This window comes from Kribbella sp. CA-293567, assembly GCF_027627575.1.
Lineage (GTDB): Bacteria > Actinomycetota > Actinomycetes > Propionibacteriales > Kribbellaceae > Kribbella.
The window spans coordinates 3015337-3033864 of sequence record NZ_CP114065.1; the positions used below are offsets into that span (position 1 = coordinate 3015337).

Genomic DNA, 18528 nt, shown 5'->3' on the forward strand with positions numbered 1-18528 from the left:
ACTAGGTCCGGGGCGGGATGGGCACTGGCGACGCATGAGTGTCGTGGCAATTACGGGAGCCAGTGCGGGGATCGGTCGTGCCGCCGCGCGGATGTTCGCCGAGCGAGGGTACGACGTGGGGCTGGTCGCGCGTGGGGGCGACGGCCTCGACGCCGCCGCTGCCGAGGTGCGGATGGCCGGGAGCCGGGCGTACGTCGTACAGGCTGATGTGGGGGACGCGGAGGCCCTCGACCGGGCCGCCCAGCAGATCGAGGAAGAGCTCGGCCCGATCGACGTGTGGATCAACGATGCGATGGCCACCGTCTTCGGGCCGTTCCTGGAGCTGGAGCCGGACGAGTTCCGCCGGGTCACCGAGGTGACGTACCTCGGCGTCGTCAACGGGACCCGGGCCGCGCTGCGGCGGATGGTTCCGCGGGACCGCGGCGTGATCATCCAGGTCGGATCGGCCCTGGCGTACCGCGGCATCCCGCTGCAGTCGGCGTACTGCGGGGCCAAACACGCGGCGCAGGGGTTCACCGACTCGATCCGCTGCGAGCTGCTCCACGACGAGAGCAACGTGCGGCTGGCCGAGGTGCAGATGCCGGCGGTGAACACCCCGCAGTTCCGCATCCAGCGCTCCAAGCTGAGCCACCAGGCGCAGCCGGTCCCGCCGATCTTTCAGCCCGAACTGGCCGCCGAGGCCATCTGGCACGCCGCGCACAACCGGCGCCGGCAGATCTGGGTCGGATTTCCGACGGTCTACACGATCCTGGGCAACCGCCTGGCCGCGCCGCTGCTGGATGCCTTCCTGGGCAAGACCGGTTACGACAGCCAGCAGGTGGACGAGCCGGAGGTACCCGACCGTCCCGACAACCTGTACGAGCCGCTGCCCGGGGACCACGGTTCGCACGGCGCCTTCGACTCGGTGGCGAAAACCACCAGCCGCCAGCTGACCCTGCTCCTGTCACCACCTGTCGCGCTCATCGCCGAGTCACTGGACAGTCTCGGCGCCCGCGCAGGCCGCCTTCTGGCCCGCCTGACCGCCTGAAACCGGCCTCGCGGCAGAGGTGGGTGGCCGAGGTCACGGCTCAGAAGGGATCAGCAGCGGCATCTCGGGGGAGTGGCAGGTGTTGAAACCAGTAATGGACACAGCAGCCCGTACCCGCCGTCCGAAGCTCTGGACCCCGAAACATGTCCTGGTCACACGCTCGGCCGCCGAGCGACCGCACACCCGCGAAGTGCTTGCCCGAGTCGAAGCAGCCGGGGTCACCGACGTCACGTTCTTGCGCTCGGACCGCATCAGCGGGCTCAGCGGCGGCGACGAGCGCGCGGTGTACGCCCGGGCGAAGGCCACGCTCGCCGTGGTGGTCAGTCCGCCGTCGGCGCGCAAGCTCCAGCCGATCGCTCCGAGCGCCGACTGGCGACTCGATCTGGCTCGCGGATGCCCCGCGCACTGCCAGTACTGCTACCTGGCCGGATCGCTGGGCGGCCCGCCGATCACCCGCGTGTACGCCGACCTCGACGAGATCCTGGCCGGCATGGATGCGTACGTCGGCCACGGCCGGGTCACCTCCGCCGACGCGGCACGCGCTGCTGAGGGTACGACGTTCGAAGCGTCCTGCTACACCGATCCGCTCGGCATCGAGCCCGTGACCGGAAGCCTCGCTGCGGCGATCTCTCATGTCGGCACGCACTCGTTCGACGGTCCCGTGCAACTGCGGGTCACCACCAAGTTCGGCGCGGTGGACGAGCTTCTGGACCTTCCCCACGGTGGCCGCACACGCATCCGCGCCTCGGTGAACGCCGAGGGCGTCGCAGGCCGCTTCGAGGGCGGCACCGATCCGGTCTCCGGCCGTCTCACCGGGTTGGGTGCGCTCGCCCGGGCCGGTTATCCGGTCGGACTGACGATCGCTCCGATCATGCCGGTGGAGGGTTGGCACGAGCAGTACACGGAGTTGCTCACGGCAGCCGCCGACGCGTTGCCGGCCGACGCCGACCTCACCGTCGAGTGCATCACGCATCGCTTCACGCCGGGCAGCAAGGAGGTGCTGGAGTCGTGGTACCCGCGGACGAAGCTGGAGATGGATCCCGAGCGCCGCAGCCGTAAGTTCGGCAAGTTCGGCGCGGTCAAGTACGTCTACCCGGCCACCGAGATGCGGGAGCTGCGTGCCTGGTTCACCGATGCCCTGGCCGCGCAGCTCCCGGCCGCCCGCTCTCTGTACTGGACGTAGCAGCTAGCTGTCCGGCTCGGCCATCTTGCGGTGGACGGCCGCCTTGACCTTGTCCGGAAGGACCTTGTTGGCCAGTTCCTGTGCCTTCGTCATGATCGACTCGGCGACCACCCGGTCCTTGCCTGCCATCACCGCCGCGTAGGCCTGTTTGGCGACCTCGGCCGGATCGTCCTTGCTGGACCTGCCGACCGGGGTGTCGTCCATGCCCGCGCGGTGGAAGAAGTTGGTCTCGGTCGGGCCGGGCATCAGTGAGGTGACGGTGACCGCGGAGTCGGACAGTTCGTTCTGCAGCGCTTCGGCGAACGACTGCAGAAACGACTTGCTCGCGTTGTAGACGGCCTGGAAGGAGCCGGGCATCGTGGCGGCGATCGACGAGGTGATCAGGATCCGGCCCTCGTTCCGCGCCACCAGGTCCGGCAGGATCAGCTTCGCGAGATGGACGGTCGACTTCACGTTGAGGTCGATCAGCTTCAGCTCGGTGGCCAGGTCGTTCTCCGCGAACGCGCCACCCAACCCGACCCCCGCGTTGAGCGCGGCCACGCCGAGTGGCCGCGCACCGAGGGCGGTGTAAAGGCGCTGTACGCCGTCCGAGGTGGCGAGGTCGACCTGCACCGCTTCGACCTGGACGGGGGCCGGGCCGGCGGTCCGCAGTTCGACCGCGACAGCCTCGATCGCATCGTTCTCTGCTGCGATGAGCAGATCGTGTCCGTGGGCGGCGAACTGCCTCGCGAGCTCGAGGCCGATGCCGCTGGAGGCGCCGGTGACCAGCGCGAGGGGCTGATTTTCGCTCATGCGAGCGCGGTACCCACCTCGGACCGGCGTAACCGGTGACTACCGCTGGACGGGCAGTGGGCAGCGCGGGTCGGTCATCACATCGGGCAGGTCGTAGGCGACGAGCGGACAGAGCCGGCAGTACAGCAGGTCGTCGTCGAGACCTCTGACCAGTTCGTGGCCGTGCGTCGCGGCGACTCGCGGGCAGGGAATGTCCTCGATGTCGAACCGGTCCTGAAACTGCTCGCCGCAGCGGAAACAGACCGAGGCGCCGTCGAACTGGGCCTGAGGTACGACCCACGCCAGATCCGCGATTCGATGGCCGTTGATGTCTACTGATTCGGTCACGGCCCCTCCTTCGGTGTCTAGGACTTGATGCCCAAGTGCCCCTTGCGCGGATTTCTACGCGGTCCGGTCGCCGCGCGGCGCAGAGCAGGCGTGGTAAGAATCACCCACCGCCTCCGTCACCGAGCCCAGGAAGGCTGAATCTTGAACGAACCCGGTGGTCTGCCCTGGCCGACGGCTGCCCGCCAGAGTCCGCAGACACCGCTGGACGGCGACCTGATGGCCCGGGTCGCTCGCGGGGACACCCAGGCCTACGGGGCGCTGTTCGACCTGCTCTCGCCCCGGGTCCACGGCCTGGTACGCCGGGTGGTGCGCAATCCGGCGTTGTCGGAGGAGGTCACCCAGGAGGTGATGGTCGAGATCTGGCGGACCGCGAGCCGTTACGACCCGTCGCGGGGTTCGGTCAGTGCCTGGGCGCTGACGATGGCGCACCGGCGCGCCGTCGACCGGGTCCGCTCGGAACAAGCCGCCAGCGACCGCGACCACGTGGTCGGGAGCCGCTCCGCCGAGATCGACTTCGACCAGGTCACCGACGCGGTCGTCAGCCGGCTGGAGGTCGAGCAGGTCCGTCGCTGCCTCGGCTCACTGACGGAGCTGCAGCGCGAGTCGATCACGCTGGCGTACTACCAGGGATACACCTACAACGAGGTCGCCACGTTGCTCGAGGCAAAGGTGCCGACCGTCAAAGCCCGGATGCGCGACGGCCTGATCCGGCTGCGCGACTGTCTCGGCATCGCGGGGAGTGATGATCGTGAGTGAAGAGGTCCACACGCTGGCCGGGCCGTACGCGCTGGACGCGCTGGCCGAGGACGAGCGGATCCTGTTCGAGCAGCATCTGCCGCAGTGCGCGGTCTGCACCGCCGAGGTCGCGGAGTTCCGCGAAGCAGCCGCCAGGCTGAGCGCCGAGATCGCGGTCGCGCCACCCGCGGGCATGAGAGAAGCGTTGATGGCGTCGATCACGCAGGTCGAGCAGTTGCCGGCCTTGCCGAAGCCCGATGAGAGTGGCGCTGAGCCCGAGTTGTCGAGTCGGCGCCAGAGGTTCGGACGGCGTTCGCTGCTCGCGCTCGCGGCCGCCCTGGTGATCGTCGCCGGTGCGGGCGGGATCGCCGTCGACCAGTACCGGAAGAACGCCGCGACGCAGCGCGCCAACGAACAGATCGCGGTCGTGCTCGGTCAGTCCGACGCGCGGACCTTCCACGGCTCCCTGGCCGGCGGCGGCCGGACCACCGTGGTCGCGTCGGCGAGCCGCGACTCGGCGGTCGTCGTACTGAGTGATCTTCCGGCCCTGTCGTCGGGCAAGACGTACCAGCTCTGGCTCATCGACAGCGCCAAGACCGCTCATTCGGTCGGCCTGGCGGGAGCCGATGCCTCGAGCCGGACCAGGGTGCTGGCCGGGGGCGTGACCGGCAAGGTCGCCTTCGGCGTCACCGTGGAGCCGGAGGGCGGTTCGGCCCAGCCGACGATGCCCGCCGCGGTGATCGTCCCGCTCACCGCCTGATCCCGGGGTCCGGCCGGCCCATTTCGTTGCTGTAGGCATCCAGTTGGGGCCGGGGCCGGTGATTCGTCCGGTGGGTCGCGGGTACCGGAACCGGCGCAAGGCCGACAGGTTTCCCGATCTTCGAGGAGTTCGCATGACGACGCTTCGCGCGCTCGTGCTCGGTTGTTCGCTGAAGAAGTCTCCCGCGCCGTCCAGCTCGGAGTTCCTCGGGCGCGAGGTGCTGACGGCGCTGGCCGATCACGACACCGACGGGGAGGTGGTGCGGATCGTCGATCACACCGTGAAGTTCGGCGTGTCCACCGACGAGGGGGACGGGGACGAATGGCCTCGGATCAGGGAGAAGATGCTGGCGGCGGACATCCTGGTGATCGCGACGCCGATCTGGCTGGGGCAGCCGTCGAGTGTGGCGAAGCTGGTGCTGGAGCGGCTGGACGCCGAGCTGTCCGAGACCGACGACGAGGGCCGGATGCTGACCTTCGGCAAGGTGGCCGCGGTCGCGGTGGTCGGGAACGAGGACGGCGCGCATCACGTGACCGCGGAGTTGCTGCAGGCGCTGAACGATGTCGGCTTCAGTGTGGCGGCCAACGGTTCGACGTACTGGGTGGGGGAGGCGATGGGGTCCGTCGACTACAAGGACGCCGGCCCCAAGCCCGACACCACCGGGGCAGCGACCAAGACGCTCGCCGCGAACTCGGCCCATCTGGCCCGGCTCCTGAAGAACCAGCAGTATCCGCCGAGCTGACCAGACGGATTCCGGCCGGCTGCCGTCGCTAAAATCGGGGGTACCGGATGAGAGGGTGGACGAGTGCCGACGACCCGTTGGTGATTGGCGTCGGCGTTGAGGGGTACGGATGACGGAATGCTGGTAGCGGAACGATACAGACTGGGAACTTCTCTGGGCCGGGGTGGCATGGGGGAGGTTTTCCGTGCCGTCGACGAGCAGCTCGAGCGGCCGGTCGCGGTCAAGCTGATGTTGCCGGCCGACAGCGATCCGAGCGCGGCCGAGCGGTTCCGGCGGGAGGCGCGAGCGGCCGCGAGGCTGAACGATCCGCATGTGGTCGCCGTCTACGACTTCGGGCAGCAGGGCGACCAGTTCTTCCTGGTGATGGAGCTGGTGGAGGGCCGCACAGTCGGCGCCGAGCTCGCCGAGCTGGGGCCGCTGCCGATGGCGCGGGCGATCGACATCGTCGAGCAGAGCGCCGCAGGCCTGGCCGCGGCGCACCGGCAAGGCGTGATCCATCGCGATGTGAAGCCCGGCAACCTGCTGGTGGCGCCCGGCGGAACGGTGAAGGTGGCGGACTTCGGGATCGCCCAGCTTCCCGGTGAGGCCGGGACGACCCTCACCGCGGTGGGTCAGATCATCGGCAGCACCCTGTACCTCGCGCCCGAACGCGCCCGCGGCGGTCAGGCAGCCGCTGCGGCGGACGTCTACGCGCTCGGCTGTGTGCTCTACCAACTGGTCACCGGTCAGCCGCCATTTACCGGCGAGCACCCGACGGCGATTCTCTATCAGCATGTCGACACCGCCCCGGTGCCTCCCAGCTCGGCTCGTCCGGAGCTGGCTGGTTCGTTCGAGACCGTCTTGCTCTCCATGCTCGCCAAGGATCCGGCTGACCGCCCGACCGCCGAGGCGATCGCGGCCGGCGCCCTGCGCGCGCAGCCCGCAGGCGGCAGTGTTGCTGTGCCGCCGGCCACACTCGTCGCGGCGCCGGTGGTCGGAGCTGCTGCCGCGCCCGTCGTCCCGGCCGACACTGCGCCGATGGTCGCGGCTGAGACTCCTGTCGCAGCCGACGCGGCGTTGCAGCCCGCTGCGCACGGTAAGCGGCGAAAAGCGCTGTTGGCAGGCGGCATTGCCATCGCCGCGACAGCGGCGGCTGTGCTGGCCGGAGTCCTGATGAACGACGACGGCACGAAGCTGCCGGCCACCACGGACGTGGGCCCCGAACCAAGCATCGTCACCGGTACGCCGGGAGCCGGAACCAGCAGCGTCCCCACGACCGACCCCACGCAGTACGGCACCGAGAGCCAGGCGCCCCAGAGCACCTCGCCCCAGCCCTCGCAGACAACTTCTCAGCAGCCGTCGGCTACCCCGCCGCCATCGTCGGCCACCCCGTCGCCCGGCACGGAGACCAAGAACACCCCCACGCCGAGTCCGACGCCGGACCGCACCGCGCCGTCCAGCACACCGACTAAGAGCAGCCCGTCGCCGACCCCGTCGCCGTCCAGTACGCCGGAGCCTGAGGATCCTCCGACGACTACTCCGCCGGCCGGCACTCCGACGACGCCCGACACTGACGACGTGGCCGACCGGCAAAAGGACTGAGGTGCTCGGCGGTCAGGACCTGCTGTCCGGATCGTCGTTCACGCCGGCCCGGGCGGCAGCGCCGGTCTGCCCGTCGGTCTCGTCACCGGAAACCCGGCCGACGAACTCACCGTTCGAGGCGGTGCCGGTGGTCGCGGCGGCTCCGCCGGTCCCGTCACCGCTCTGCGCGCGCGTCATCGCCGTGTCGGTGTCCGAGGGCGCATCGTTCTCGTTCAGCTGGTGCGACAGGCGCCAACGCTTGAACCGGTCGAGGATCGACATGTTTGCTCCAGATCTTCGGTGCAGGATTGCCGGCCGCCGGCGTCGCGCCGATCGGGCCGGGCCGGCTCCGACCCGGCCGGCTGACCGTCCGGTGCCCTCGCGCGGTGGCTTCAACCCTCGGAGACGCGCTACCGCGACGCCGTCCGGGCGATCATGGAGGGACCGGGCGACGGCCCGTCCAGTGGAGAAAGGCTGCACGGAATGAGCAGGGAGCAACGCCTGGCGGAGGTCTTCGTCGAACTCGCCGACACCCTGGTCGACGATTTCGACGTCATCGAGCTTCTGCAGACCTTGTGCGAGCGCAGTACCGAACTGCTGCCGGCCGACGCGGCCGGCCTGATTCTGGCCGACCAGCAAGCGGCGCTTCGGGTAATGGCGTCCACCAGCGAGGAAGCCCAGCTGCTGGAGCTGTTCGTGCTCCAGACCGACGAGGGTCCCTGCCTGGACTGCTACTCGACCGGCGAACGGACGGTCAACGTCGACCTCACGACCACCGCCGATCGCTGGCCCCGCTTCCAGGCGGCGGCGACCTCGCTGGGCTTCCGGTCGACCCACGCCCTCCCGCTGCGGCTCCGCGGCGAGGTGATCGGCGTGCTGAACCTGTTCTGCCGGGAACAACTCACCCTCACCGACGCCGAGATCGCCCTCGGACAAGCGCTCTGCGACATCGCCACCGTCGGCCTGCTGCAGGAACGTGCTGTTCGCGAGCGCCAACTCCTGGCCGAGCAGCTCCAGTCCGCTCTCACCAGCCGAATCCTGCTGGAACAAGCCAAGGGGATGCTGTCCGAGCGAGCCAGGATCGAGGTCGACGAGGCCTTCGCCCTGATGCGCTCCTACGCCCGCCGCCACCAGAAACCCCTCCGCGCCGTCGCCAGCGCGGTCATCGACGGCACCATCGCCCCCGCCACCCTCCGCGCCACCTCCACCTGACCAGTTCCTCGGTAGCATGCGGGGCCCAACGGGGTGGTCGAGGGACGGAGCTTTTGATGGTTGGCGGTTCTCCTTTCGTGATGCCCTCCGAGGAAGTGCTCAGGGCGCGGCAGCGGGTGGTGCTGGATCACTTCCGGGACCAGGTGCGGCAGGAGTGGGACGACGTACTGGCGACGTTTCCGCATCCGCGGTACGAACTGATCGCGCAGATGACGGTGCACGACGGGGACGGGCCGGTTCGGTCCTACTACCAGGACACCCGGGTCGCGTTTCCGGATCAGGATCACGAGATCATCGCGTTGCGGCACAGTCATGACGCGGTGATCGTGGAGTTCTGGCTGCGCGGGACGCAGCTGGGGCCGTTGGGCAAGGTGCCGGCGACGGGTGGGCGGCACCGGACCCGGATGACGGCGTTCTTCGTCTTCGACGAGCAGAACAACCTGGTCACCGAGCGGATCTACTTCGATCAGCTGACCATCCTGAAGCAGCTGGTGAGCGGGCTGAACAGGAAAAACCCGCGGGATCTGCTGAAGCTCGGCCGGGCGGTCATCGGCCTGTTGTCGATGAGCGGCAACGAGCCTGATCCCCGCCTGCGGGACACCATTCCTCCCACGTTTGCTTAGTGTTAAAAGTCAGTAGGCGGCGTCTGCGGTCTTGACGGCCTCAGCGCGGCTCAGTAGCGTGCGGCGCATCGTTTTAACGTTAATAATCGGCCGTGGTGAGGGGCAGGATGGCGCCGCAAGAGACCAGCCGGGGGCCGGTGCCGCACGGGCACGTGACTCTGGCGCAGGTGGCCCGCTGGGCCGGGGTGTCGGCGCAGACGGTCTCCAACGCGGTCAACAACCCCGAGCGGGTGGCCCCGGAGACGCGGACGCGGATCCTGGCGGCGGTGGAGGAGCTGGGCTACGAGCCGAACCTGTCGGCGCGGGCGCTGCGGAACCGGAGCTCGTCGCTGATCGCCTTCAAGACGCGACCGGCCCGGCCGGACAAGGCCTCGTTGCTGATGGACGAGTTCCTGTACGCACTGAACGCCGCTGCGGCCGCGGCCGGCTACCACCTGATCCTGTGTCACGCCGAGGACGGCTCGGCGGACGAGATCAAGGCCTACCGTGACCTGCTGAAGAAGACCTCGGTGGACGCCTTCGTGCTGGCCGAGACGCATCGCAACGACGACCGGGTCGCGGCGCTGCGGTCCTGGGGCGTTCCGTTCGCGACCTTCGGACGGTCCTGGGACGGCGACGACAGCACCGCCTGGGTCGACGTCGACGGCCGGGCTGGGACGCGCGCCGCCACCGAACACGTCGCGGCCCAGGGACACCGCCGGATCGGTCACATCGGCTGGCCGGCCGACTCCGAGATCGGGGCCGAGCGCCGCGAGGGCTGGCTGGAGAGTTGCCGGGACCGCGGCCTGGAGACGGACCTCCAGGCCGCGGTCGTGGACACGCTCGATGCCGGCCGTCAGGCCGCGCACCGGATGCTCGACGCCTCCCGCCCGGCCACCGCGCTCGTCTGCGCCTCCGACACCCTCGCGCTCGGCGTCTTCCGGGCGCTGCACGAGCGGGGAATGCGTCCAGGGGCCGAGGTCGCGGTCACCGGATTCGACGACTCACCTACCGCCGCCCTGGTCAGCCCCGGGCTGACCACTCTGCACCAACCGATCGACGTCGTCGGCCGGCAGTTGATCCAGTCGATCGACAACCTGCTCGCCGGGCAGCTCCGGCAGCCGAACCACGTCTTGCTCGAGCCGGAACTGATCGTCCGCGGCTCCAGCCTTCCAGGACCACCGAGGCAGTGAGGACACCGATGAGGACCCGAATCAAGTTGCTTGCGGCAATCACCGCCGGGGCGCTGCTGTTACCCGCCCTGACGTCGTTGCCGGCAGCATCGGCGCCGCCGTCCAACCCGTTCGTGGTGAACGCCGAGACCCTCCCGAACGGTACCGGGGCGGCCGGCGCGATGGACCTGACCACGTACGGCGAGCTCGACTGGGTCCACCTGACCGGGACGGCCACCGAACGCAAGGCGGCAGTGACTCCGTCGATCACGGTCGACAATCTCTATCCCGCGGCCGGGCAGACCACTCTGGGCGACAGCCCGGTGGCCTTCCGCTGGTCGGACGGAACCGCCACCCCGTCGGCCTCCGGGATCACCACCGGGGGAGTTTTCAACTACGACAACTCCACGGTCGGCGACGCCACCGCACACGAAGCGGGCTACCGGATCACTGTCGCGCCTGCCGACTCGCCCCGACGACTGGTGTTCGTCGGTGGTGTCTGGCAAGCACGCGGCACCGTGACCGTTGCGGCGGCGGACGGCGGCGGTACGGCGTACACGACGAAGATCAGCGCGAGTGACAGCCCTGCCGTGAAGCGTTACACCGTGACGATCCGTCCCGGTGAGGGCGTTGTCGTCACCACCAGGTTCACCGAGAAGCTCCAAGCGGCCGGAAACGTGTCGTTGTCCGCTGTCGCACTCTCACGGATGGCACCGGTGGACGGGCCGGGCTTCACCGCGACAGCGCCACCGGTCTCGATGGATCTCGCCGCCGAAGGGCCGAGCGACTGGCTGCATCTCGACGGATCGACGATCAACCGTCGCGCCGTCGTACCGGCTGGAACTCCTCGTCTCGCGGTCGCGAACCGGCAGGCAGGCGCCGCCATCGGAGCACAGAACGACAACCCGGTGACCTACTCGTGGACCAAGGGAACGCCAACCGACACCCAGTCGGGCAGCCGCCAGGGTGGCATCTTCTTCGTCGACGGCTCCAACCCGGCGATGGTCGGCGTGGATCTCACGGCACCCTACGGCTACGACCTCACCGTTCCCGCGGCGCCGAGCGGCCGTACGGTCCGCTTCGTGTCCGGCGCCTGGCGCTCGACCGCGACGGTCTCCGTCTACCTGAACGGCGCCTCGGCCCCGGCGTACGTGAGCAGCGATCTGGTCAGCACCGGTGGATCGGTCACCAGGCTGTTCGAACTCACCCTCGGCGCCGGCGACTCGGCGCGGATCACCGCCCAGGTGCAGCGCAAGATCGATGCCTCCGGCAACGTCACGCTGGCCGGCGTGACCCAGGCGGAGACCTCGGCGACGGCGTACCGCGACCTGACGCGAGCGCTGCTGGACCAGATCGGGGCAGCGGACCTGAACGCCGCCAGCGAGGCCGCGCGGCAGCAGCTGGACGCTGAGATCGCTTCCGCGACGGCGCTGATCGCGGACGGTACGGCGGACCGCAACGAGTTGCGGCTGACTCACCTGCTCCTCAAGGCAGCTTTCGACGAGGCCCAGGCCTCGGCGGCCGGCGCGGAGTACACGAACGTGACCTATCCCGGTCTCACCTCGTCGTTCGGCTGGGAAGGCGACCTGAACGCGCCGATCGCCTTCATCGACGGCAGCTACCGGCTCCGCAGCCGGGGGAACGCGCTGATCACGTTCGGCGTCCCGAACGTTCCCGGCAAGATCAAGTGGTCGAACGCCGAGGGGTACCTGCCCGCCTTCGTCAGCGAGTACGCCAAGGACGGCCTGCAGACCAAGGTCGAGAACTTCGCGGATCTGGTCGTGATCGGCGGCAACCGCTTCGAGGTCGCCTACTCGCGGATGACCGTCACGAACACGACGACGGCCGAGGGGCGCCTGCCGCGGGTGTCGAACCTGCTGACCCCGCTCAACGCCGCGGCAGCTCCGGCCGTGACCACCATCGGTGCCGGCCAGACCGTCGTCCGCGACTACGCGGTCGCCGCCGACCGGTTCGGTGCCGCCTACGACTGGCCCTCCGCGCAGCAACTGCAGCAGGCCGGCGCATTGAACAAGCACTACAAGAACATGCGCAGCTACTGGAACAACCGGCTGGCGGCGATCGCCCAGATCACCAAGCTGCCGGACGAGCGGCTCGTCAACGCCTACAAGGCGGGCTACATCTACACCCTGATCATCCGCGACGACATCGACGGCGCGAAGCGGCTGCACGTGGGCGAGAACGGCTACGACGAGATGTTCGACCACGACACGATCGGGATCGTCGCCACCCTGCTGACGATCGGCGACTTCAGCTACGCGCAGGAGTACCTCGCCACGTTGCCGGCCCAGCTCCAGTACGACGACGCCAAGTGGAAGTACAGCTGGCCGTACGCCCTGTACCTGCAGCGCACCGGCGACAAGGAGTTCGTCCGGAGCAAGTTCGAGACGATCAAGAAGAACACCCACATGATCGAGACCGACCGGATCGACGGCGGCAAGGGCATCATCAAGCAGACCTTCGCGATCGACTCGCTCGGCTACTGGACGATCGACAACTGGTCCGCGCTGGCCGGGCTGACCACCTATCGCTACCTGGCCACCGCCCTCGGCGAGACGCAGGAAGCGGCCTGGGCCAAGGCGGAGTACGACGACCTGCTCCGGGTGGCGACCGCCCGGATCGACCAGACGATGCAGCAGTACGACCTGGACTACCTGCCGATCTCGATGATCGAACCGAACGAGACCGGGCCGCGCAAGGACCCCCGGGACGCGAACTGGGCCTCGATGTTCCTGTTCGGCCGCTGGGCCTGGGACGGCTACCTGTTCGGCGCCGAGCAGACCGGCACGATGTTCGACAAGATCGACGACACCTACACCCACGGGTTCGACCGCCGCAAGGACGTCTCCGACACCATCTACAACTTCGGTGGCTACCCGCACGGCTACTTCTCCAGCGCCTACAACGCCGGCTACGGCAGCGCGGCCCTGCGGGGCGAGAAGTACCGCGACCTGGGGATCAAGGGCTACCAGTTCATGATCGACCAGGCGATGAGCGGACCCTTCGGCTGGTGGGAAGGTGTCGACTACCCGGACGCGAAGTCGCCGTGGGACGTCGGCCACGCCCGCGGTGGCGGTGGTTCGAACCAGCACATGTGGGGCCAGTCCACCAACACGAAGGTGCTGTTCGACTCGCTGATCGCGGCCAAGGCCGACGGCTCGCTGGTGATCGGCCGCGGCGTACCGGACGAGTGGGTCCGCAAGAACGAGAAGATTGCCATTGACAACTATCCGGTTGCCGATGGCAAGCGGGTCGGCTACCGGCTGACCACCTCGGGCAGGACGGTGTCGATCGAGCTGACCGGCGATCGGGTGCCAGGGCACAGCATCGAGCTCCCGGCACTGAAGAACAACGTCGCAGGAGTCTCGGTCAAGGACGCACAAGTCGACGAGGCGGCCGGCACGGTCTTCGTGCCGACCGGCACCACCCGGGTGACCATCACCCTGCGCAAAGAGATGCCGGCAGCCGCCACTCGCTGAGCCATTCGGACCTGCGCTGCCGTCCGATCAAGTCGGCAGCGCAGGTCCGGCACGTCGTGGCTACCCGTCGAGCAGGATCACGCGATCAGTGACAGCCGCCAGGAGGTCCTGGTCGTGCGAGATAGCCAGTACGCCGATGTCACCGGTGCGGGCTTGCTCGAGCAGGAGGTGCCAGATGCGGGCCTGGGTGATCGGGTCGAGGCTGGCGCTGATCTCGTCGGCGACGAGGTAGGCCGGGTCGGTGAGCAGAGCGCGGGCGAGGTTGACGCGCTGGAGTTCGCCGCCGCTGATCTCGTGCGGGAAGCGGCCGAGCCACTCGGGACGGACCAGTTCGGGATCGACGGCCTCGAGCTCGGCCGGCTCGGCGCCGCTCTCGGCGAGGATGTCGCGGACCCGCCACTGCGGGTTCATCGCGCGTTCGGGGTGTTGCAGAACCAGTTGGACGGGATGGGGGCCGACGCGGTCGGCGTCCAGCAGGATCTCGCCCCGGTCCGGAGTTAGCAGGCCCGCGAGCAGGCGGCCGATGGTGCTCTTGCCGGAGCCGCTCGGGCCGCAGAGGCCGACGATCTCGCCGGGAGCGACGGACAGGGAGATGTCCTGGACGATCCACGGTCGGCGACGGTCGTAGCGGAACCAGAGGTCCTTGGCGGTCAGCACGGTTGCTCCTCCGGCAGCTTGAAGCCGTTTCCTGGTAGGGCCCGCCACAACGCTCTTGTGTACGGGTTGAGCAGACCATCGCCGTCACCGGTGAAGGCTGACGGAGCGGCGGTGTCGATCGTCCTGCCTTCCCGGCAGATCACCACCTTGTCGGCGACTTCGAGGGCGCCTCGAAGCTCATGAGTGATCAGTACGACGGCCCGCCCGCCGTCCGCCAGCCCCCGAAACTCCTGCAGCACGCCGGCCACATCGGCCGGAGGCAAACCCGGGGTCGGCTCGTCGGCAATGACCAGGTGCGGGTCACCCATAGTGGCCATCGACACCAGCACCCGGCGGATCATGCCGCCCGACAACTCGTGGGGATAGCGGTCGAGCACCTCAGGCCCGAGGCCGCGGCCCGCCAACGCTGTCGCGGCCACTCGACGGGCGTCCGCATGCCCCGCGAGCTGAGCCGAACGGCGTACCTGCCGGCCGATCTTCGCCACCGGATCCAAGTAGTCGACAGACTGAGGCAGCAGCGCGATCTCACGACCGGCAAGCTTCTTTCGGGCAGCCGAATCGAGCGGTACGCCGTCGTACGTGATCGTCCCGGTCTCGGCGGCGTTCGGCGGCAGCATCCCCAGTACTGCGTGTGCCAGCAACGTCTTGCCCGCGCCGGAAGCGCCGACCAGTGCCACCACTTCGCCCCGCTCGGCCGTCAGGTCCATTCCCGCCAGCGCGACGACCTCGCGTCGCCGCAGGCCGCGCTCGTACTGGACGAACGAGACGGTCAGCTCCTTGATGCTCAGCAGCGGGCTCACAGGTGATGACTCCGGGGATCGAGGAGGGCCCTGGTGTTCTCACCGATGGCGTCGACCAGCTTGACGATCACCAGCAGACAAAGACCGGGCAGTACGGCGAGCCACCAGGCTCCGGCCGACAGGAAGCGCATCGACTCCGCCAGCAGTACGCCGATCGACGGCTCGGCAGGGTCCACGCCGAGGCCGAGGAACGACAGGGCGGCCTCGTGCAGAATCGCGTGCGGGAACAACAGGACGGTACCGACCAGGAAGTGGCCGACCAGCTGCGGCGCCACGTGCCGGCGGGCGATCCACCAACGGCCGCGACCGAGTTGCCGCGACATCGCGACGTAGTCCGACGAGACGAGCTGGCGGGCATGCCCACGCAGTACGCGGGTCAGGGTCGGCCAGTGCGTGACAGCCACCGCGATGACGACCGCTCGGGTGCCGCCGCCCAGCGCGAAGGCGAGCAGGATCAGCAGGACCAGGTGCGGAAGCGCCAGGAAGAGGTCGACCAGCCAGGTGACCGCGCGATCCACCACCCGCCCGCCGACCGCCGCGGCACAGGCCATCACCATGGCCAGCACGCCGGACACCAGTGCGGCGGAGACCCCGACGACAAGGCTGAGTCGCAAGCCGGACAGGACGCGGGCGAACATGTCGCGGCCGAGGCGGTCGGTGCCGAAGAGATGCTGCCACGACGGCCTCAGGTTGCGCGCGGCAAGCTCGGTGCCGCCCGCCGCGTCGACCGACAGAGTGCCCGCTATCGCGACCCCGACGACGACGGTCAGCGAGAGCCCGAGGTAGCCGAGAGTGCGGCGTCGCCGGTCGCCGAACCAGCCGCGCCGTTCGACCTCACCGACCACCAGATCGGTCATCGGGCCACCTCCAGTTGCCGCGTGCGCGGATCCAGCAGTCCGTGCAGAACATCACCCAGCTGGTTGCCCGTGTAGACGAACACGGTGGTGAACAAAGCGATCCCGAGCAGGAGCGGGACGTCCTGCCCGAGGGCCGCTGCCGTGGTCGCCGCGCCGAGGCCGGGGTACGAGAAGACCTGCTCGGCGAGCAGCGATCCGCCGAAGAGTTCACCCAGCGAGCTGAACTGAAGCAGCAAGGCGGGGCCGGCGGCGTTGCGGAGTACGCGGTGGACGACCAGGCCGGTGGTGCTCTCACCCTGGGCCCGGGCGAAGGCGATGTAGTCGCTCGACATCGCGACGGCGACGGCCTGCCGGGTGTGCAACACCACCGGCGCGATACCGACCAGGCTCAGCGTGACAGCCGGGAGCAGCAAGTGGTGCAGCCGGTCGAGGATGCCGACCTCGCCGGCAAGCTGACCGACCGGTACGGCGCAGCACACCGGCATCCACTGCAACGACACCGAGAACGCGTAGAGCAGCAGCAGCCCGACCCAGAAGGTCGGCGCCGACGCCAGCGTGTACGCCCACCAGGTGATGGCTCGGTCGGCCCACCGGCCCCGTTGCAGACCGGCGACGAGACCGAGGCCGAAACCGATCACTCCCGACAGGCACCAGGCGACCGCCATCAGGGCGAGGCTGGTCAGGAACTTGCCGGCGATCACGTCGGCGACGGGTTGGTTGAAGGTGTGCGACTGGCCGAGATCGCCGCGGACGACCTGCGACAGCCAGCTGCCGAACCGTTCGAGTGGCGGGTCGTTCAAACCCCAGCGCTCGGCGATCTGGGCGCGCTGCTCGGGCCCGATCGCGGCGATGTCCGCGCCGACGTAGGCGTCCACCGGATCGACCGGGGAGCCCATCATCAGCGCGAACGACGCCGCGGCCACGGCCGCCAGGAGGAACAACAGCCTGACCAGCCGGCCCACAACGTTGGTCAGCAAGTCCATCGCCAGCCGGTGATGCCGGCCGTGACCGGCCAGCCGTGGCCGTGCGGCTCGATCTGCGGCTTGCCGATGTCCAGGCAGTCGCTGACGAAGTAGGTGTGCTGGAGATTGACCAGCCAGGCCCAGGCGGCATCGCCGGACGGACCGAACCCGTTGCCGTCGGCATCGCGCTGCGCGGCCTTCCAGTACTTCGTCGCGGCGTCCTGGGTGGTCGCCGCCATCGCCGCGTCGAGGTTCTTCTGCACTACGGGGTTCGAGTAGAAGCCGGTGTTCCAGTACTCCGTACCGGCCTGCGCCGACGAGTAGAGGTTGTACATCTCACTCGGGTCGTGGCTGCCCCAGCCGAACAGTACGGCGTCGACGTGTTTGCGCTTGTCGATCACGTCCCAGGCCACGCCCTGCGCCTTGATCTGAATGCCGACAGGCTTGAGCATGTCGGCCACACTCAGCGCGAGTCCCTGCCGCAGTGTGTCGTCGGCCGGGTAGAGCAAGGCGAAAGCCGCCTTGACGCCGTTGCGCTCGCGGACGCCGTCGCGGTCGATCCAGCCCGCCGCGTCCAGGATCGCCTTCGCCTTTGCCGGGTCGTTGTCCTGGATCGCCGAGGCCGGCTCGTACCACGGCATGCCGTCGACCGGCCCGGTCGCGGGGGAGCCGTAGCCCTCCAGGACGCCTTCCACCAGAGCGTCGCGGTCGACCGCGTAGTTGACCGCCTGCCGGATCGCTTGGTCGGAGGTGACGTCGTTGCCGATCGGCAGACCGGCCTTCGACTTCTGGCCGGTGTCCGGAACGGTGGGGAACATCAGGCCCCGGTTGTCGACCGACTGCACCGGAACCAGCCTCATCCCCGGCGCTGTGGTCCTGGCCAGCCCCGACGGGACGGCGGCCATCGCCACCTGACCCGCCTTCGCGGCCGCCAGGGTGGCGTCCTCCGCGGTGAAGGTGAACACGACCCGCTGGAAGGCCGGCTTGGTGCCGTAGTAGGCGTCGTTGCGCTGGACGATCAGCTGCTGGCCCTCGTCCCACTGGACGAAGGTGAACGGCCCGGAGCCGATCGGCTTGCGGGCATAATCCTTGCCATGGGCATGTTTCGGCACGATGCCCAGGGAGATCAGCCGGTTGACGAAGGTGCTCTGCGGTCGGCTGAGCCGCAGCTCGACGGTGTCGTTGTCAAGGGCAACTGCCTTCGCGAGCGCGGTGACATCGGTCAGCCCGCCGCTTCTGGCCGCGGTGCTGAAGGTGTACGCGACGTCCTCGGCGGTCACCGGCCGGCCGTCGCTGAACTCGGCGTCGTTGCGCAGGTCAACGGTCCAGACCAGCCCGTCGGCGCTGACCGAGTGCTTGGTGGCGAGATCGTTGACGACCTTGAGCTCGGCGTCCCGGGCGAGCAGCGTCGACTGGAACAACGGTGATCCGTACCGGCCCCAGCCGAGAGTCGGGTCATAGCCGTCCTCCGACTCACCGCCGATCGCCAGCCGGAGCTCGTCCGCCGTACCGCCGGAACTGCTGCCGGAATCGGCACCGGACATGCAGGCGGTCAGCACCGCCGACGCAGCCAGTACCGCCACCGCTGCAGACCACTTCCTGCCCCCACTCACCACGGACCCTCCAGCCGCTCGCACCGACCG

The 18528-nt window shown here is 69.0% G+C and carries 18 protein-coding genes; 10 read left to right on the plus strand and 8 right to left on the minus strand.

Annotated features, from left to right (window positions below; all coding sequences use genetic code 11):
- The first annotated feature begins 34 nt into the window (after nucleotides 1-34).
- Together OX958_RS14270 and OX958_RS14275 are read left to right on the plus strand one after the other, a co-directional pair.
- The gene (locus OX958_RS14270; RefSeq protein WP_270137932.1) at nucleotides 35-1027 is read left to right on the plus strand and encodes an SDR family oxidoreductase; all 993 of its coding nucleotides are present in this window, start codon (nucleotides 35-37) and stop codon (nucleotides 1025-1027) included.
- A gap of 79 nt (nucleotides 1028-1106) precedes the next feature.
- Nucleotides 1107-2210 (plus strand): spore photoproduct lyase family protein, encoded by a 1104-nt coding sequence (locus OX958_RS14275; protein ID WP_270137934.1) that lies wholly within the window; start codon nucleotides 1107-1109, stop codon nucleotides 2208-2210.
- Between the two features lie 3 nt (nucleotides 2211-2213).
- Here the strand turns inward: OX958_RS14275 and OX958_RS14280 are convergent, their stop codons facing one another.
- The gene (locus tag OX958_RS14280; RefSeq protein WP_270137936.1) at nucleotides 2214-3002 is read right to left on the minus strand and encodes an SDR family NAD(P)-dependent oxidoreductase; all 789 of its coding nucleotides are present in this window, start codon (nucleotides 3000-3002) and stop codon (nucleotides 2214-2216) included.
- A gap of 39 nt (nucleotides 3003-3041) precedes the next feature.
- Nucleotides 3042-3329 carry a hypothetical protein gene (locus OX958_RS14285; RefSeq protein WP_270137938.1) on the minus strand — a complete coding sequence of 96 codons (288 nt, stop codon included), beginning with the start codon at nucleotides 3327-3329 and terminating at the stop codon, nucleotides 3042-3044.
- Nucleotides 3330-3470: 141 nt separating this feature from the next.
- Here OX958_RS14285 and sigK point away from each other — a divergent pair, with 141 nt between their 5' ends.
- The 4 genes from sigK (at nucleotide 3471) to OX958_RS14305 (ending at nucleotide 7147) form a co-directional block, all read left to right on the plus strand.
- The gene (sigK, locus tag OX958_RS14290) at nucleotides 3471-4085 is read left to right on the plus strand and encodes an ECF RNA polymerase sigma factor SigK (protein WP_270137940.1); all 615 of its coding nucleotides are present in this window, start codon (nucleotides 3471-3473) and stop codon (nucleotides 4083-4085) included.
- Nucleotides 4072-4824, plus strand: a complete 753-nt coding sequence (locus tag OX958_RS14295; RefSeq protein ID WP_270137942.1) for an anti-sigma factor — start codon at nucleotides 4072-4074, stop codon at nucleotides 4822-4824. The genes sigK and OX958_RS14295 overlap by 14 nt, the downstream gene beginning before the upstream one ends.
- Before the next feature lie 133 nt (nucleotides 4825-4957).
- The gene (locus tag OX958_RS14300; RefSeq protein ID WP_270137944.1) at nucleotides 4958-5566 is read left to right on the plus strand and encodes a flavodoxin family protein; all 609 of its coding nucleotides are present in this window, start codon (nucleotides 4958-4960) and stop codon (nucleotides 5564-5566) included.
- A 168-nt stretch (nucleotides 5567-5734) separates the two neighbouring features.
- On the plus strand, nucleotides 5735-7147 hold the full coding sequence (locus OX958_RS14305) for a serine/threonine-protein kinase (protein ID WP_270137946.1): 1413 nt from the start codon (nucleotides 5735-5737) through the stop codon (nucleotides 7145-7147).
- 12 nt (nucleotides 7148-7159) lie between these two features.
- Here OX958_RS14305 and OX958_RS14310 read toward each other — a convergent pair whose 3' ends face one another.
- Nucleotides 7160-7408, minus strand: coding sequence for a hypothetical protein (locus tag OX958_RS14310; protein ID WP_270137948.1), 249 nt, complete (start codon nucleotides 7406-7408; stop codon nucleotides 7160-7162).
- 201 nt (nucleotides 7409-7609) lie between these two features.
- On the opposite strand from OX958_RS14310, the gene OX958_RS14315 reads away from it, so the two are divergent.
- The 4 genes from OX958_RS14315 to OX958_RS14330 all read left to right on the plus strand — a co-directional run bounded on the left by OX958_RS14315 (nucleotide 7610) and on the right by OX958_RS14330 (nucleotide 13609).
- Nucleotides 7610-8338, plus strand: coding sequence for a GAF and ANTAR domain-containing protein (locus OX958_RS14315; protein ID WP_270137950.1), 729 nt, complete (start codon nucleotides 7610-7612; stop codon nucleotides 8336-8338).
- Between the two features lie 80 nt (nucleotides 8339-8418).
- Nucleotides 8419-8961, plus strand: a complete 543-nt coding sequence (locus OX958_RS14320; protein ID WP_270137952.1) for an ester cyclase — start codon at nucleotides 8419-8421, stop codon at nucleotides 8959-8961.
- A 107-nt stretch (nucleotides 8962-9068) separates the two neighbouring features.
- Nucleotides 9069-10133 carry a LacI family DNA-binding transcriptional regulator gene (locus OX958_RS14325; RefSeq protein WP_270137953.1) on the plus strand — a complete coding sequence of 355 codons (1065 nt, stop codon included), beginning with the start codon at nucleotides 9069-9071 and terminating at the stop codon, nucleotides 10131-10133.
- A gap of 8 nt (nucleotides 10134-10141) precedes the next feature.
- Nucleotides 10142-13609, plus strand: coding sequence for a sugar-binding protein (locus OX958_RS14330; RefSeq protein WP_270137955.1), 3468 nt, complete (start codon nucleotides 10142-10144; stop codon nucleotides 13607-13609).
- A gap of 60 nt (nucleotides 13610-13669) precedes the next feature.
- Here OX958_RS14330 and OX958_RS14335 read toward each other — a convergent pair whose 3' ends face one another.
- Genes OX958_RS14335 through OX958_RS14355 form a run of 5 tightly spaced genes read right to left on the minus strand, consistent with a single transcriptional unit; the run spans nucleotide 13670 to nucleotide 18468 of the window.
- The gene (locus OX958_RS14335) at nucleotides 13670-14266 is read right to left on the minus strand and encodes an ABC transporter ATP-binding protein (RefSeq protein ID WP_270137957.1); all 597 of its coding nucleotides are present in this window, start codon (nucleotides 14264-14266) and stop codon (nucleotides 13670-13672) included.
- Nucleotides 14260-15066 carry an ATP-binding cassette domain-containing protein gene (locus OX958_RS14340; protein WP_270137959.1) on the minus strand — a complete coding sequence of 269 codons (807 nt, stop codon included), beginning with the start codon at nucleotides 15064-15066 and terminating at the stop codon, nucleotides 14260-14262. Before OX958_RS14340 ends, OX958_RS14335 begins: the two co-directional genes overlap by 7 nt.
- Nucleotides 15063-15923: an ABC transporter permease gene (locus tag OX958_RS14345; RefSeq protein ID WP_270137961.1), complete on the minus strand. Its 861-nt coding sequence runs from the start codon at nucleotides 15921-15923 to the stop codon at nucleotides 15063-15065. The genes OX958_RS14340 and OX958_RS14345 overlap by 4 nt, the downstream gene beginning before the upstream one ends.
- Entirely contained in the window at nucleotides 15920-16906 is a 987-nt protein-coding gene (locus OX958_RS14350; protein ID WP_270137963.1) for an ABC transporter permease, read from the minus strand. Before OX958_RS14350 ends, OX958_RS14345 begins: the two co-directional genes overlap by 4 nt.
- A complete protein-coding gene (locus OX958_RS14355) occupies nucleotides 16894-18468 on the minus strand; it encodes an ABC transporter substrate-binding protein (protein WP_270137965.1) in 1575 nt (524 codons plus the stop codon). The genes OX958_RS14350 and OX958_RS14355 overlap by 13 nt, the downstream gene beginning before the upstream one ends.
- Nucleotides 18469-18528: the final 60 nt, after the last annotated feature.

Excerpts from the sequence above, each read along its gene's own strand:
- OX958_RS14315 (WP_270137950.1), top strand. The coding sequence starts at position 7,610 with ATGAGCAGGGAGCAACGCCTGGCGGAGGTCTTCGTCGAACTCGCCGAC.
- OX958_RS14310 (WP_270137948.1), bottom strand. The coding sequence starts at position 7,408 with ATGTCGATCCTCGACCGGTTCAAGCGTTGGCGCCTGTCGCACCAGCTG.
- OX958_RS14270 (WP_270137932.1), top strand. The coding sequence starts at position 35 with ATGAGTGTCGTGGCAATTACGGGAGCCAGTGCGGGGATCGGTCGTGCC.
- OX958_RS14350 (WP_270137963.1), bottom strand. The coding sequence starts at position 16,906 with ATGGACTTGCTGACCAACGTTGTGGGCCGGCTGGTCAGGCTGTTGTTC.
- OX958_RS14305 (WP_270137946.1), top strand. The coding sequence starts at position 5,735 with ATGGGGGAGGTTTTCCGTGCCGTCGACGAGCAGCTCGAGCGGCCGGTC.
- OX958_RS14320 (WP_270137952.1), top strand. The coding sequence starts at position 8,419 with ATGCCCTCCGAGGAAGTGCTCAGGGCGCGGCAGCGGGTGGTGCTGGAT.
- OX958_RS14295 (WP_270137942.1), top strand. The coding sequence starts at position 4,072 with ATGATCGTGAGTGAAGAGGTCCACACGCTGGCCGGGCCGTACGCGCTG.
- OX958_RS14330 (WP_270137955.1), top strand. The coding sequence starts at position 10,142 with ATGAGGACCCGAATCAAGTTGCTTGCGGCAATCACCGCCGGGGCGCTG.
- OX958_RS14300 (WP_270137944.1), top strand. The coding sequence starts at position 4,958 with ATGACGACGCTTCGCGCGCTCGTGCTCGGTTGTTCGCTGAAGAAGTCT.
- OX958_RS14345 (WP_270137961.1), bottom strand. The coding sequence starts at position 15,923 with ATGACCGATCTGGTGGTCGGTGAGGTCGAACGGCGCGGCTGGTTCGGC.
- OX958_RS14325 (WP_270137953.1), top strand. The coding sequence starts at position 9,069 with ATGGCGCCGCAAGAGACCAGCCGGGGGCCGGTGCCGCACGGGCACGTG.
- OX958_RS14280 (WP_270137936.1), bottom strand. The coding sequence starts at position 3,002 with ATGAGCGAAAATCAGCCCCTCGCGCTGGTCACCGGCGCCTCCAGCGGC.